The organism is Flavobacterium terrae (assembly GCF_900142035.1).
In the GTDB taxonomy this organism is placed as follows: Bacteria; Bacteroidota; Bacteroidia; order Flavobacteriales; family Flavobacteriaceae; genus Flavobacterium; species Flavobacterium terrae.
Genome location: NZ_FQZI01000003.1, coordinates 458,180 through 471,722, shown reverse-complemented (window position 1 = coordinate 471,722; position 13,543 = coordinate 458,180). Strand labels below are relative to the sequence as shown.

At 30.4% G+C, this 13,543-nt stretch carries 16 protein-coding genes; 11 read left to right on the top strand and 5 right to left on the bottom strand.

The features are described 5' to 3' along the window. Window positions 1–8 precede the first annotated feature (8 nt). The 3 genes from BUC09_RS10125 to BUC09_RS10115 are packed head-to-tail and all read right to left on the bottom strand — an operon-like array spanning window position 9 to window position 2,620. Window positions 9–962 (bottom strand): DUF3667 domain-containing protein, encoded by a 954-nt coding sequence (locus BUC09_RS10125; protein WP_073311174.1) that lies wholly within the window; start codon window positions 960–962, stop codon window positions 9–11. Between the two features lie 6 nt (window positions 963–968). Beyond that, the gene (locus BUC09_RS10120; protein ID WP_073311172.1) at window positions 969–2,015 is read right to left on the bottom strand and encodes an RluA family pseudouridine synthase; all 1,047 of its coding nucleotides are present in this window, start codon (window positions 2,013–2,015) and stop codon (window positions 969–971) included. Continuing rightward, window positions 2,015–2,620: a PASTA domain-containing protein gene (locus tag BUC09_RS10115; protein ID WP_073311170.1), complete on the bottom strand. Its 606-nt coding sequence runs from the start codon at window positions 2,618–2,620 to the stop codon at window positions 2,015–2,017. Before BUC09_RS10115 ends, BUC09_RS10120 begins: the two co-directional genes overlap by 1 nt. Window positions 2,621–2,710: 90 nt before the next feature. Here BUC09_RS10115 and BUC09_RS10110 point away from each other — a divergent pair, with 90 nt between their 5' ends. The 4 genes from BUC09_RS10110 to BUC09_RS10095 are packed head-to-tail and all read left to right on the top strand — an operon-like array spanning window position 2,711 to window position 6,485. Next, window positions 2,711–3,682, top strand: coding sequence for a D-alanine--D-alanine ligase (locus BUC09_RS10110; protein ID WP_073311168.1), 972 nt, complete (start codon window positions 2,711–2,713; stop codon window positions 3,680–3,682). Window positions 3,683–3,688: 6 nt separating this feature from the next. Next, a complete protein-coding gene (locus tag BUC09_RS10105; RefSeq protein ID WP_073311166.1) occupies window positions 3,689–4,306 on the top strand; it encodes a zinc-ribbon domain-containing protein in 618 nt (205 codons plus the stop codon). Then, window positions 4,306–4,761, top strand: a complete 456-nt coding sequence (gene coaD / locus BUC09_RS10100) for a pantetheine-phosphate adenylyltransferase (RefSeq protein ID WP_073311164.1) — start codon at window positions 4,306–4,308, stop codon at window positions 4,759–4,761. The genes BUC09_RS10105 and coaD overlap by 1 nt, the downstream gene beginning before the upstream one ends. After that, a complete protein-coding gene (locus BUC09_RS10095; protein ID WP_073311162.1) occupies window positions 4,761–6,485 on the top strand; it encodes a M14 family metallopeptidase in 1,725 nt (574 codons plus the stop codon). Before coaD ends, BUC09_RS10095 begins: the two co-directional genes overlap by 1 nt. 9 nt (window positions 6,486–6,494) lie before the next feature. On the opposite strand, the gene BUC09_RS10090 is transcribed toward BUC09_RS10095, so the two are convergent. After that, complete coding sequence (locus BUC09_RS10090; protein ID WP_073311160.1) at window positions 6,495–7,100, bottom strand: NUDIX hydrolase; 606 nt, start codon at window positions 7,098–7,100, stop codon at window positions 6,495–6,497. A 7-nt stretch (window positions 7,101–7,107) separates the two neighbouring features. Here BUC09_RS10090 and pyrE point away from each other — a divergent pair, with 7 nt between their 5' ends. Both pyrE and BUC09_RS10080 read left to right on the top strand, forming a co-directional pair. Further along, window positions 7,108–7,755 carry an orotate phosphoribosyltransferase gene (gene pyrE / locus BUC09_RS10085; RefSeq protein WP_073311158.1) on the top strand — a complete coding sequence of 216 codons (648 nt, stop codon included), beginning with the start codon at window positions 7,108–7,110 and terminating at the stop codon, window positions 7,753–7,755. A gap of 45 nt (window positions 7,756–7,800) precedes the next feature. Beyond that, entirely contained in the window at window positions 7,801–8,193 is a 393-nt protein-coding gene (locus BUC09_RS10080; RefSeq protein WP_073311156.1) for an orotate phosphoribosyltransferase, read from the top strand. Between the two features lie 47 nt (window positions 8,194–8,240). Here BUC09_RS10080 and BUC09_RS10075 read toward each other — a convergent pair whose 3' ends face one another. Then, window positions 8,241–8,972, bottom strand: coding sequence for a biotin--[acetyl-CoA-carboxylase] ligase (locus BUC09_RS10075; RefSeq protein ID WP_073311154.1), 732 nt, complete (start codon window positions 8,970–8,972; stop codon window positions 8,241–8,243). Between the two features lie 101 nt (window positions 8,973–9,073). Between BUC09_RS10075 and rsfS the strand changes: the two genes are divergently transcribed. From rsfS to BUC09_RS10050, 5 genes are all read left to right on the top strand, one after another. Then, a complete protein-coding gene (gene rsfS / locus BUC09_RS10070; RefSeq protein WP_073311152.1) occupies window positions 9,074–9,445 on the top strand; it encodes a ribosome silencing factor in 372 nt (123 codons plus the stop codon). Window positions 9,446–9,455: 10 nt separating this feature from the next. Then, window positions 9,456–11,378 carry an ATP-dependent zinc metalloprotease FtsH gene (ftsH, locus tag BUC09_RS10065; RefSeq protein WP_073311150.1) on the top strand — a complete coding sequence of 641 codons (1,923 nt, stop codon included), beginning with the start codon at window positions 9,456–9,458 and terminating at the stop codon, window positions 11,376–11,378. 107 nt (window positions 11,379–11,485) lie between these two features. Beyond that, window positions 11,486–12,091 (top strand): lactate utilization protein B/C, encoded by a 606-nt coding sequence (locus BUC09_RS10060; RefSeq protein WP_073311148.1) that lies wholly within the window; start codon window positions 11,486–11,488, stop codon window positions 12,089–12,091. 1 nt (window position 12,092) lies between these two features. Then, complete coding sequence (locus tag BUC09_RS10055; RefSeq protein WP_073311146.1) at window positions 12,093–12,899, top strand: phosphatidate cytidylyltransferase; 807 nt, start codon at window positions 12,093–12,095, stop codon at window positions 12,897–12,899. After that, window positions 12,889–13,539, top strand: a complete 651-nt coding sequence (locus BUC09_RS10050) for a phosphatidylserine decarboxylase family protein (RefSeq protein WP_073311144.1) — start codon at window positions 12,889–12,891, stop codon at window positions 13,537–13,539. The genes BUC09_RS10055 and BUC09_RS10050 overlap by 11 nt, the downstream gene beginning before the upstream one ends. Window positions 13,540–13,543: the final 4 nt, after the last annotated feature.

Here is a 13,543-nt window from a genome sequence, read left to right as displayed (position 1 = left end):
TATTAGAATTAATTAACATTTAGTGCACTATAGGTAACTAATATTAATATTGTGATTATTAAAAAAACAGTATTAATCCCTAAAATAAAAGTTCCTTTTATTCTAGAAATCCATTTTTTCTCTCCATAAAAACGGCTATGTGATCTAAAAAAGTAAAACATCCACCAAAGAATTAAGAACAAAGCTATAAAACCGTTTATTGTATCTGCTATTTCGCCTTTAAACATATAATCTAAAACCAAAGTGATTATTTCATTTATGGTAAAAGAAAGTAAAATCATAGAGAAGTAATGTATTGTAAAAATGCCATGATCAAAATAATACCATTTCTTTTTATCGTGAAAAAGCCATAATACGAAAGCAAATAAAGGCATGAAAATAAATAAAGCCTTAGGTATGGTGCTAAAAAATGTTTTGGAGAATTTTTTATTAAAGTCTTTTTGTTTAGAATTTTTCTCAAAATCTCTAAATTTTGAGAAAAGCCATTTGACTGTTTGATTGTTTTCTTTTCCTAATTTTGATTGTATTTCTGTTGAATCTAATTTTATTACATTTCCTTTACTTTCAGATAATCTAATATTATCTTCTTTTATTATTTCTTCTTGAGTATTGGTATTTTTTAATGGAGTTTCTTTATGTTCTTCAAAAGAGTTAATAACAGAAAGAATAAAAAAAGTGATGAAACTTATAAAAATATAAAGTTTTACAGGAGCTACATAAGTTTTTCTTTTGCCTGAAAGGTATTCAGTAGTAAGTTTAGCAGGATAGAATAATAGAAATTTAATTGTTTTCCAGAATCCGCTATCGTAATGTACTAAATCTTCAATGGTATGTGTAAAAAGATAATGGAATGATTCTTTAGTTTCAGTGTTTTCTTGACCGCAATTAGGACAGTATCTTTTTTCAACTACATGATTGCAGTTTAAACAAGTCATATCCTTACGTAATGCATGGTGTCCCATTAGTAATTAATCTTCTAGTTGATCAAATATATGTGATTTTGAGTAATTTCGCCACTTTTCGATACACTCTTTCATATCTTCAGGGATCTCTGTATCAAATCTCATATATTCTTTAGTTACTGGGTGCTCAAAGCCAAGTGTTTTGGCATGAAGTGCTTGTCGAGGTAATATTTTAAAACAGTTTTCTACAAATTGTTTGTATTTTGTAAAAGTTGTACCTTTTAAAATTAAATGACCACCATATCTTTCATCACTAAATAAAGGATGACCTATATGCTTCATGTGAGCTCTAATTTGGTGAGTTCTTCCTGTTTCTAATATGCATGAAACAACTGTTACATAGCCAAATCTCTCAATAACTTTATAATGTGTTATAGCAGGTTTTCCAATGTTTGGGTCTGCATATACTGCCATTTGCATTCTGTCTGTTGCATGACGAGCTAAGTTTCCTTCGATGGTTCCCTCGTCTTCTTTTATGTTACCCCAAACGATAGCGATGTATTCTCTTTCTGTGGTTTTATCTTCAAATTGCTTGGCTAAATATGTCATTGCAGTTTCTGTTTTTGCAATAACTAAGAGACCAGAAGTATTTTTATCAATTCTATGAACTAATCCAGGACGCTCACTACTATTCATGGGTAAGTTGTCAAAATGGTACGCTAAAGCATTGACTAGTGTACCAGTGTAATTACCATGTCCAGGATGTACGACTAACCCAACAGGTTTATTTATAACAAGTAAAGCATCGTCTTCGTAAACAATGTTTAAAGGTATATTTTCAGGAATAATATGATTTTCAAAAGGAGGATGCGAAAGCATAACCTTAATTTCATCAAAAGGTTTTACTTTATAATTCGATTTCACAGGAACTCCGTTGGCAAAAATATTTCCTCTTTCAGCCGCTTGTTGAATTTTATTTCTGGTAGCGTTTTCAATAAGTTGCATTAAAAACTTATCTACCCTTAAAATAGACTGACCTTTTGGAGAAATAAATTTATGATGTTCGTATAACTCGTCTTCTAATTCTTCGTTTTCAAAAATATCTTGACTCATTATTCTATAGAATCTGTTGCTTGATTAATTTCGTCTAAATCAGCTTCTTCAAAGCCAATTTTACCATCTCCTAAAACTAAATCCACTTTAGTCATTTTAAGTACTTGTTGGCCAGCTTTTATTGGTTTTCCAGCAACTTTCATTTCCAGAACCATATCTTTTGCAAGGTTAGGGATGTAAGTTGTATCGCCAACTTCCAGACCTAGAGCTTTTAAAGTAGGTACGGCTTGACGATATGTTTTTTGTACTAGTTCAGGTAATCTAACTTTAGAATATCCTGAAGCATTTATTTTTACATAAATAACTCTGTTTTCTTTTACTTTAGCTCCTGGAGAAGGATCCTGCTGTACAATAGAATGAATTGGAAAAGCAGCATTGTAATCTACAGTGTCTAATAATTCATAGTCTAAATCGAGTTCATCCAATTTATCTTCAGCTTCTTCAAGAGTAAGTTTACTTAAGTTAGGTACCGCAATTTCTTGTCCATGATTAGTAGTAAAACTTATCCAATACATAAATAAAAATAATGAAGCACAAACAATAAGAAAAGCAATTGCTAATTGTTTGAAAAAAGTAAAGCTAAGTAGGAATTTTTTGAAACTCATAAAAAATCATTTATTGCAAAGATATAAAAATACTAAAGCGATTTCATTTCAAAAAAAATGATAATTTTGTTTTAAACACAAATACAATTTATGAAAAATATCGCCATTATTATGGGAGGTTACTCAAGTGAGTACCAAATTTCACTTAAAAGCGGAAACGTAGTTTATAATAATTTAGATCAAACAAAATATAAAGGATACCGAATTCACATTTTCAAAGAAAAATGGGTGTATGTAGATGATAATGATAATGAATATGTTGTAGATAAAAATGATTTTTCGGTTATAGTTAATGGTAGTAAAGTTATATTTGATTGTGTTTTTAATGCCATTCATGGTACTCCAGGGGAAGACGGGCTAATGCAAGCTTACTTTGAATTATTAGGAATTAAACAAACATCATGTGATTATTATCAAGCGGCTCTGACTTTTAATAAAAGAGATTTGCTATCAGTTCTAAAACCATACGGAATTAAAACAGCAACTTCTTTCTATTTAAACCATGGAGATGAAATCAATGTTGATGAAATCATAGATAAAGTAGGTTTGCCATGTTTTGTAAAGCCAAATAAATCAGGTTCTAGCTTTGGAATTTCTAAAGTGCATAAAAAAGAAGATTTTTTGACTGCAGTAGAAAACGCTTACAAAGAAGATAATGAAATCATTATTGAAAGTTTTCTTGATGGAACAGAAGTTTCTGTTGGAGTTATAAATTATAAAGGAGAAATAATAGTATTGCCTATTACAGAAATTGTTTCTGAAAATGATTTCTTCGATTATGAGGCAAAATATTTGGGCAAATCTCAAGAAATAACTCCTGCTAGATTAACGCCAGATGTTGAATCAAGAGTTCGTGAAGTGGCAAAAAAAGCTTACGAAGTGCTAAAAATGAGTGGTTTTTCACGCAGTGAATATATTTTAGTGAATGGCGAACCACATATGCTTGAAATGAACACGATTCCTGGGCTTACAAATGAAAGTTTGATTCCTCAACAAGCACGAGAAGCAGGAATATCATTATCTGACTTATTTTCTAACGCCATAGAATTAGGATTAAAATAGTATTAAATGATAGTTTACGGTTGGAAAGGTTCACACATAAAAAGTGGCCAAATAATAAATACAAATTGTACTCAATGTGAGACAAATACTTCTATGATTTATAGCATATATGGACAATATGCACATATTTACTGGATTCCACTTTTTCCTTATAAAAAAAAGACTTTTGTAGAATGTTCAAATTGTAAAAAGACATTCGATAAATATACTTTTACAGATGAGATAAAATCAAAAATAAAAAGAGAAAATGAAAAAAATGGTAATTCAAGATACCCATTTTGGATGTTTTCCGGAGTAATTATAATAGCTGGGCTTATAGGATATTCATATTTAAATGATATTTTAGTTGATAATGAAGAAGATAAGCTTATTAAAGATCCCAAAATAGGAGATATATATCATGTACGTTTATTTAATGGACATTTTAGTTCATTTAGAATAGATAAAGTGCAGAGGGACAATTTAGATATAACTTTAAATGATTATGAAACAGACTTAATGTCTAGTGTAGATGAAATTAATATCTCTGAAAACTTCACCAATCAAAAAATTAATATATCTCCATTAAGACTCTACAGTTTATATCAACAAGATACAATTTATACAATTGAAAGAAAAAAATAATGAGAAGAGCAATATTTCCAGGATCATTTGATCCTATAACCTTAGGCCATTTAGATATAATTAAGCGAAGTATTCCTTTATTTGATGAGATTATTATCGCTATAGGAGTTAATGCCGAAAAAAAATATATGTTTTCTCTAGAAGACCGTAAACGTTTTATTGAAGAAACATTTAAGCATGAAGATACAGTTTCAGTAATAACCTATGAAGGGCTAACCATAGAACTTTGTAAAAAGTATGAAGCCGATTTTATTCTGAGAGGTTTGCGCAACCCTGCAGATTTTGAATTTGAGAAAGCAATCGCACACACGAATCGAAAATTATCCAAAATAGAAACTATTTTTCTTTTAACAGCTGCAGATACCTCTTACATAAGTTCTAGTATTGTCCGTGATGTTATTAGAAACGGAGGTAATTATAAAGTACTTGTGCCAGATGCAGTAACTGTAAAGTAATGAAGCGTTTCTTAAAATTTTATTTTCTTCTTTTTGTATCAATCGTATTTTCTCAAGAAAAATATTTGACTGTTTTCGAAAAAGGTAACGGAAATCAATCAGCCACTTATGAGCAAGTAATTGAGTTTTACAAAAAGCTTGATAAAGATTTTGCAACTATAAAAATGGATGAAATGGGACTCACAGATTGTGGTGAACCACTGCATCTTGTTTTTTTTAATGCGGATAAAAAATTTGATAAAAAATCTTTCGAGAAGAAATCTATTATTTTAGTTAATAACGGAATTCATGCTGGGGAACCAGACGGAATTGATGCCTCAATGCTGTTTTTTAGAGATTTAGCTACCGGGAAAATAACTATTCCTAAGAATACAGTTGTAGCTGTCATTCCTGTTTATAATATTGAAGGTTTACTAAATAGGAATTCAACTTCGAGAGTTAATCAAAATGGTCCTGAGGAATATGGTTTTCGCGGAAACGGAAGAAATTTCGATTTAAATCGTGATATGATTAAATCGGATGCAAAAAACACAAAAGCACTTGTTGATATTTTGCACAAACTCAATCCTGATGTTTTTATTGATAACCACGTGAGTAATGGTGCCGATTACCAGTATTCATTGACATACATACAAACTCAACCAGACAAGTTAGGAAAGGAATTGGGTGATTTTCAAAAAAGTGTAATGACACCTTCCATTGTGCAAAATCTAAAAGGTAAGGGTGTTGAATCGATTCCATATGTAAATGTTTGGGGAGGAACGCCAGATAAAGGTTATGTTCAGTTTTTTGATTCTCCAAGATATACTACAGGTTACACATCTTTATTTAATATGATTGGATATGTTGTAGAAACTCATATGTTAAAAGAATATTCAAAAAGGGTAGAGGCAACCTATCGTTTTATGGAATCGCTTTTGCAATTTGTAGATAATAATTCAGAAAAGCTTAAATCGATAAGAAAGAAGAATTCTGAACAATATTTTGTTGGAGGTAAATATCCAGTGCAATGGAAACTAGATTCTACAAAGGTTGAAAAAATGAATTTCTTGGGATATGAAGGAAGTTATAAAAAAAGTGATGTAACCACAGGAAACAGGTTGTTTTATGACAGAGCTAAACCTTTTGATAAAGAAATTGATTTTTATCCAAACTATAAATCAATAAAAGAAGTCGTTATTCCTAAAGGATACATTATTCCAAAATCTTGGTGGAATGTTATTGATTTGCTTAAACAAAATAATTGTCAATATAGTATTCTAAAAAAAGATACTGTAATAGAAGTTGAAAGTTATAAGATTGCAGATTATAAAACATCAACTTCGGCTTATGAAGGACATTATAATCATCGTAATACAAAGGTTACTTCTTCTGTTCAGAAAATTAAATTTAGTAAAGGAGATTATTTGTTTTTAGTAAATCAAGCTTCTTTTAAATACTTACTGGAAACTTTAGAACCAGAAGCGATGGATTCTTTCTTTAACTGGAATTTCTTTGATACGATTTTGCAGCAAAAAGAAGGTTATTCTGAATATGTTTTTGAAGATTTGGCCAATGAAATTATGAAACAAAACCCTGATTTAAGAAAGCAACTTGAAGAAAAAAGAAATTCAGATAAGACATTTGCAGAAAGACCCGAAGCTCAATTGGACTGGGTGTATAAAAATTCTGTTCATTATGAAAAAGCACATTTGCAATATCCTGTTTACCGAATCATAAAATAAAAAAAGCTCCTATTCATGGAGCTTTTTTTCTTCTGCGAACAAAAGTTTTATATTTTCATACGAGTTTTTAAGCGCCTCTTCTACTTCATGTGGTTTTAGCCAAGCTACTTTTTCGATACCTTCTTCAATTTGGCCAACAGGTACACCTTCAAAAGAGGAATACATTTCAAACCATTGTGTTATTTTAAGTTTGTATTTACCGTTGCGTTTAAAAATGTGATATGTTTTTTGAAGTTTGTTGGTTATCTTTAGTTTGCCTACACCAGTTTCTTCTTTTACTTCACGAACTGCGGTTTCTTCATATTCTTCACCACGATCCATTCCTCCTTTAGGTAAATCCCATTTTCCATTTCTAAATATGAATAAGACTTCTCCTTTATCATTGTAAACTAATCCTCCACCAGCTTTACAAACAGGGATTTTAGCCCTTAAGGTTTTCATAATTTCTTTTTCGTCAGGATGATACAAATAAACCTTCTGAAATTTGTTTTGAAAAAAACCAATGATTAGTTGTTCTATATCGACACTTTCCAATAAAAAAAACTTGAAATCAGTCTCTTTTTTGATCTCATTTGTCAGGAAAAGTGGCTTGTCGTTTACAAAAACTTTATACATTTGTACTATGATTTTTAATAAAGATACAGCTAGTAAAACTGCCGAATTGCTTTTACAAATAAATGCAATTAAATTGAATTCTAAAAATCCTTTTACATGGGCTTCAGGTTGGAAATCTCCAATCTACTGTGATAATAGGGTAATTTTATCTTTTCCGGCGATAAGAAATTATGTTCGAGACGAATTTGCGAAGAACATCGAAAAGCAATTTGGTAAACCAGATGTTATTGCAGGTGTTGCTACAGGCGCAATTGGAGTAGGAGTATTGGTAGCTCAAGAAATGGGTTTGCCTTTTGTTTATGTAAGACCAGAGCCCAAAAAACATGGTAGAATGAATCAGGTAGAAGGCTTTTTGCAAAAAGGACAAAATGTTGTTGTGGTTGAAGATTTAATTAGTACAGGAAACAGCAGTCTTTTAGCAGTTGAAGCATTACGTAATGAAGGAGCAAATGTCAAAGGAATGGCAGCTATTTTTTCATATGGTTTTCAAGTGGCTGAGGATAATTTCAAGCAAGCAAATGTCAATTTATACACTTTAAGTAATTATGACAGTTTGTTAAGTTTGGCTGTTGCTAAAGAATATATAAAAGAAGCAGAACAGGATACTTTAAAAGAATGGCGTAAAAATCCATCTCAATGGAGTGTTGAGGTATAGTTTTTGTTAATCAAAGAAAAATTAATTTATAAAAATCTAAAAATAATGAATTTAGAAAGCCCAAAAGTAACTGTTCAAAAATCTGCAGAATATTTATTTAATGAATTAAGTCAAGTTAAGAATTTTGAAAAGTTAATGCCAGATAATATTGCTAAGTTTGAAGTAATTGATGAAAATTGTTTCGAATTTGGTTTAAAAGGAATGCCAGAAATTAAATTGCTTAAAAAAGAAGCTACACCAAACTCTAAAATTGTTTTAGGTGCGGCTTCAAGTAAATTACCATTTACTTTAACTGCAAATTTGATTGAAGAAGGAGCAGAGTCAACTAGTGTTCAGTTGTTTTTTGAAGGTGAATTTAATGCTATGATGGCAATGATGATAAAAGGACCAATCACAAAATTTATCGAGACTTTAGCAGGAAACATGGGTAAATTATAATTCTCAATTTAAATAATTAAAAAAGCCATTCTTTTAGAATGGCTTTTTTAATACAACATCTTAATTTCTTTTATTCCATATTTTTTGATTGTGTCATCTTCAAGCAGTACTTCTAGCTTGCCTTCTTGATTTACTCCTTGTATAATTCCCATGAATCGCTCATTTAATTCATTTTCAAATGCCATTGGAACCCCATTTTTGAAAAGTTTTTCATGGTAATTTTTCCATAAAAAAGTTTCGTCTTTATTAATTATTTTTTGAACATAGAATTTAAGTTTCTGAATAATTCTATTTAAGATATCTTCTATGTCAAATTCTTTGTCAGTAATGCACCTTAATGAACTAGCTTTTGTTAAATCTTCAAAGTTTTTTTGATTAACATTGAGTCCTATCCCGACAATTGACTCTATTTTTCCATTTTCTTTTATGAGATTTTCTATTAAAACGCCAGCTATTTTGTTCTTTCCTGCCATAATGTCGTTAGGCCATTTGATTGATATCGAAGAAATTTTTAGTTCTTCTAAGACATTTGTAATGCTTAAAGCAACCGAAATGTTTAACAAAAAAACATCTTTAATATTACTTAAAGTTTTTGATATTAAAATGCTGGTTATTAGATTCTTTCCTGGTTCAGATAGCCACACTGATCCTTGTTGCCCTCTGCCTTTATTTTGAGTTTTAGCAAGTATAACTGTAAAATTTTCTAATGCTTGATCTTGTGCCATTTTCTTTAAAAAATCATTTGTAGAATCTATGGCATCGAGTTTGATTAATTTCATAATGTCAGAATTTGAAACACTATCTGAAAAGTTACTTTAATATTAAGTTCAAAATAAAGACAAAAATCAATAACTTTGTGCAAAATATTTTTAAGATTTAAATGACGAAAAAAGAAGTAAGTAACGATATTTTATTAGCAAATATCATTAAAGGAATTGAAGAAGTTAAAGGTAACGATATAGATATTCTTGATTTAAGAGAATTGGATAATACTGTTTGTGATTATTTTGTAATTTGTAATGGTAATTCGAATACTCAGGTAAATGCAATAGTAAATTCAATTCAAAAAGTAGTTTCAAAAGAACTTAAAGACAAACCTTGGCATGTAGAAGGTACAGACAATGGAGAATGGGTTTTAATGGATTACATTCACATTGTTGTTCATGTGTTTCAAAAACACATTCGTGAGTACTACAACATAGAAAGTCTTTGGGGTGACGCAAAAATCACATCTATTGAAAATAAATATTAATTAAATATCTATGTCTAACGAAACAAAACAAAATAATTTTAAGTTTAATCCTTGGTGGATTTACGGTATTATAGCTGCCATTTTTGTTGCCATGTGGATTTCTGGTCAATCGCGTTGGGTTGAACCATCAAAAACTTCTGTATCAAAATTTAATGAGTTTTTAAATCTTGGACAAGTCGATAAGGTTGTTGTATATAATAAGAGTTCTGCTGAGGTTTTTCTGAAGCCTGAAGCTCTTAAGCAAACAATGCATAAGGATTTACCTAAAAAAGATATTTTAGGAAATCCAAATACAGGGCCTCATTATACTCTAGAAATTGGTAATGATGAACTTTTTCAAAAGAAATTGGAAGAAGCTCAAACTGCAAAAAAACTAACTTCATACGATTACAAAACATCAAGTGATTTTACAGATTTATTGATCAATTTATTGCCAATAATCTTATTATTAGGTTTTTGGATTTTTATGATGCGCAGAATGTCTGGTGGAGGAGCTGGAGGTGGCGGTGGCCAAATATTTAGCATTGGTAAGTCTAAAGCTAAATTATTTGACGAAAAGAATGATGTAAAAACAACATTTAAAGATGTTGCAGGTCTTGAGGGAGCAAAAGAAGAAATTCAAGAAATAGTTGAGTTTTTGAAAAATCCTAAAAAATATACTGACTTAGGAGGTAAAATTCCTAAAGGAGCATTACTTGTTGGGCCTCCGGGAACAGGAAAAACATTATTGGCTAAAGCTGTAGCTGGAGAGGCAAAAGTTCCATTCTTTTCACTTTCAGGATCAGATTTTGTGGAAATGTTCGTTGGAGTTGGTGCATCTCGTGTACGTGACTTATTTAAACAAGCTAAAGAGAAATCTCCTGCAATTATTTTTATTGATGAAATTGATGCGGTAGGTCGTGCTCGTGGAAAAAATAATTTTTCAGGTTCAAATGACGAACGTGAAAACACGCTAAATCAGTTATTGACAGAGATGGACGGTTTTGGAACAGATACAAGTGTAATTGTATTAGCTGCAACTAACCGCGCAGATGTTCTTGATAAAGCTTTAATGCGTGCTGGTCGTTTTGATCGTCAAATTTATGTTGATTTACCAGATATTAGAGAGCGTAAAGAAATTTTTGAAGTACATTTAGCACCACTAAAAAAGGTTGAAAATCTAGATACAGACTTCTTAGCAAAACAAACACCAGGATTCTCTGGAGCAGATATTGCTAATGTTTGTAATGAAGCGGCTCTTATTGCAGCTCGTAACAATAAAACAGCAGTAGATAAACAAGACTTTTTAGATGCTGTTGATAGAATCGTTGGAGGTTTAGAAAAGAAAAATAAGATTATAACTGCAGACGAGAAAAAAGCAATTGCAATTCACGAAGCAGGTCACGCAACGGTAAGTTGGATGTTAGAACATGCTGCTCCGTTAGTAAAAGTTACAATTGTTCCTAGAGGTCAAAGTTTAGGTGCTGCTTGGTATTTGCCTGAAGAAAGACAGATTGTTCGTCCAGATCAAATGCTTGATGAAATGTGTGCTACAATGGGAGGTCGAGCTGCCGAAAAAGTAATTTTTGATAAAATTTCTACAGGGGCTTTAAGTGATCTTGAAAAAGTAACAAAACAAGCTCGAGCAATGGTTACGGTTTATGGACTAAACGATAAACTAGGAAATATAACATATTACGATTCATCTGGACAAACTGATTATAACTTTTCAAAACCTTATTCTGAAGAGACAGCTCGTACAATTGATCAAGAAATTTCAGTGATAATTGAAAAACAATATCAAAGAGCTATTCAAATTCTTCAAGAAAATAAAGATAAGCTAAACCAATTAGCCGATATTTTAATTGAAAAAGAAGTAATATTTAAAGATGACTTAGAGACAATTTTTGGTAAAAGACCTTTTGACAAGGCTTTACATGAAGAAATTGTTTAAAACTTAGTTAATAAAAAGCTTTAAAATCTTAGCCTATTTAAAAAAAATGGGTTAAGATTTTTTATCTTTGGTACAAATAGCAATTAAATACCTTGGTTTCTCATAGTATGAGTATATTTAGAAAAATATTTGGTTCAGGAAATGATGCCGCTAATGATGGTAATGAAAGTGATTATAATCCGTTTCAAGATTTGCATTCTCAATTACCAATAGACGAACAGTTCACTCATAATTTTAAGAAAAACGGTGGAAAGTTTTTGTATTGTGAGAATGTGGCTGAATTAAATGAACAATTTGAAAATATTTTAGAAGAAAATGATTGGTTCGAATCTGAAGCAATGTGTTTAGAGCCAAGATTGTTTAAAATGTTAGAAGAAAATAATATTAAGTATCAAAATGTTACTGTTCCAAGATTTTTATTTGCTAGTTGTGAAAATTTAATTGCAGAAGATGGATCAATTCTTTTTTCATCTATTCAAATAAAACAAAATAAACCGAATCAATTACCTGATAATATTGTTTTAATTGCTACTACGAGTCAGATAATCTTAAGTAAAAGTGACGGTTTAAGAGAAATTAAAAAACGATATACTACTGATTATCCTACAAATATCACAAGTATAAAATACTTCGAAAAAGTTAAGGAAGAGGACTTTTTACATTACGGAAGTTCTCCAAAAAACTTATATTTGTTATTGCTAGAGGATTTATAGAATGAATGAAAATGTTATACGTTCATTATCAGGTTTAGTTTATATTTTTCTACTGATATCAGCAACGCTTTTTTCCAGAGAGACTTTCTTGATTCTTTTTGGTGTTTTTTTACTGCAAACTGTCCGTGAATTTTCTGATTTAATAAGCTTTCCAAAAACTCCTGCAATAGTTGTTTCTGGCCTATTGTATTTGTTGTTTGCATTGTTTGATAAAACGAGTTTTTTTATTGATTTTGGCTTAATTTTAGCCTCAATGTTTGTTTCTGTCCAGTTAATTTTTTGGCTTTTTTCTGAGAAATTACAACATCAAGATATTCAATCAAAATGGGTTAAATTAATTGGTTATATTACCTTACCTTTTATTTTTATTGTAAAAATTCCTTACACTCAAAATCAATTTACACCTTCAATTATTATTGCTATCTTTATACTTATTTGGACAAATGATACATTTGCCTACATTGTTGGTAAATCCATTGGAAAAAACAAGTTGTTGGAAAGAGTATCCCCTAAAAAAACCATCGAAGGATTTATAGGTGGAGTAGTTTTTGCAGGAATCGCATCTTTTTTTATTGCCAAGTATTATTTAAATGCTTCTGTAGCTATTTGGATTGTTACAGCTTTTATTGTTAGTTTTTTTGGGACGATTGGTGATTTAATTGAATCAAAATTTAAAAGACTAGCTAATGTTAAAGATAGTGGTAATATCATGCCTGGACATGGAGGTATTTTAGATAGATTAGATAGTATTATATTTGTAGCTCCATTTTTATTTTTATTTTATAAAATCATAACTTATGTTTCATAAAGAAGGTTCAAAAATCATTTTAGTTGCAACAGTAATTTTCATTTTTTCAATTTTACTAGCCGGTGAATTTATTGACATTTCTTGGTTAAGAATGTCTATTCAAATTATTGCATTGTTTTTTTACATAATGATTTTGCAGTTTTTTAGAAATCCAAATAGAAATATTTCACCTTTAGATAATCAAATTGTTGCACCAGTAGATGGTAAAGTGGTTGTAATTGAAGAAGTTTACGAAGAGGAGTATTTTAAAGATAAAAGATTAATGGTGTCTATTTTCATGTCGCCAATAAATGTGCATGTTACTAGATACGCAGTTTCAGGTTTAGTAAAATATAGTAAATATCACCCTGGAAAATATTTAGTTGCTTGGCATCCTAAGGCAAGTACAGAAAACGAACGTACATCTGTTGTAATTGAAAACAAAGTTTTTGGTGAAATTATGTATCGTCAAATTGCTGGTGCACTTGCTAAACGAATTGTTAATTATGCAGAAGAAGGAACTCAAGTAGTTCAAGGAACAGATGCAGGTTTTATTAAATTTGGTTCTAGAGTAGATTTGTATTTACCTTTAGGTACTAAAGTGAATGTAAAGCTTAACGAAAAAGCTACAGGGAATAAAACAGTTATTGCAATTGGATAAATTG

What these genes read in the sequence shown, in the direction of transcription:
- BUC09_RS10125 (WP_073311174.1), bottom strand. Translation starts at nt 962, where the DNA reads ATGGGACACCATGCATTACGTAAGGATATGACTTGTTTAAACTGCAAT.
- BUC09_RS10075 (WP_073311154.1), bottom strand. Translation starts at nt 8,972, where the DNA reads ATGAAATTAATCAAACTCGATGCCATAGATTCTACAAATGATTTTTTA.
- BUC09_RS10095 (WP_073311162.1), top strand. Translation starts at nt 4,761, where the DNA reads ATGAAGCGTTTCTTAAAATTTTATTTTCTTCTTTTTGTATCAATCGTA.
- BUC09_RS10115 (WP_073311170.1), bottom strand. Translation starts at nt 2,620, where the DNA reads ATGAGTTTCAAAAAATTCCTACTTAGCTTTACTTTTTTCAAACAATTA.
- BUC09_RS10050 (WP_073311144.1), top strand. Translation starts at nt 12,889, where the DNA reads ATGTTTCATAAAGAAGGTTCAAAAATCATTTTAGTTGCAACAGTAATT.
- BUC09_RS10060 (WP_073311148.1), top strand. Translation starts at nt 11,486, where the DNA reads ATGAGTATATTTAGAAAAATATTTGGTTCAGGAAATGATGCCGCTAAT.
- ftsH (WP_073311150.1), top strand. Translation starts at nt 9,456, where the DNA reads ATGTCTAACGAAACAAAACAAAATAATTTTAAGTTTAATCCTTGGTGG.
- BUC09_RS10055 (WP_073311146.1), top strand. Translation starts at nt 12,093, where the DNA reads ATGAATGAAAATGTTATACGTTCATTATCAGGTTTAGTTTATATTTTT.
- BUC09_RS10080 (WP_073311156.1), top strand. Translation starts at nt 7,801, where the DNA reads ATGAATTTAGAAAGCCCAAAAGTAACTGTTCAAAAATCTGCAGAATAT.
- BUC09_RS10090 (WP_073311160.1), bottom strand. Translation starts at nt 7,100, where the DNA reads ATGTATAAAGTTTTTGTAAACGACAAGCCACTTTTCCTGACAAATGAG.
- pyrE (WP_073311158.1), top strand. Translation starts at nt 7,108, where the DNA reads ATGATTTTTAATAAAGATACAGCTAGTAAAACTGCCGAATTGCTTTTA.
- BUC09_RS10120 (WP_073311172.1), bottom strand. Translation starts at nt 2,015, where the DNA reads ATGAGTCAAGATATTTTTGAAAACGAAGAATTAGAAGACGAGTTATAC.
- rsfS (WP_073311152.1), top strand. Translation starts at nt 9,074, where the DNA reads ATGACGAAAAAAGAAGTAAGTAACGATATTTTATTAGCAAATATCATT.
- coaD (WP_073311164.1), top strand. Translation starts at nt 4,306, where the DNA reads ATGAGAAGAGCAATATTTCCAGGATCATTTGATCCTATAACCTTAGGC.
- BUC09_RS10105 (WP_073311166.1), top strand. Translation starts at nt 3,689, where the DNA reads ATGATAGTTTACGGTTGGAAAGGTTCACACATAAAAAGTGGCCAAATA.
- BUC09_RS10110 (WP_073311168.1), top strand. Translation starts at nt 2,711, where the DNA reads ATGAAAAATATCGCCATTATTATGGGAGGTTACTCAAGTGAGTACCAA.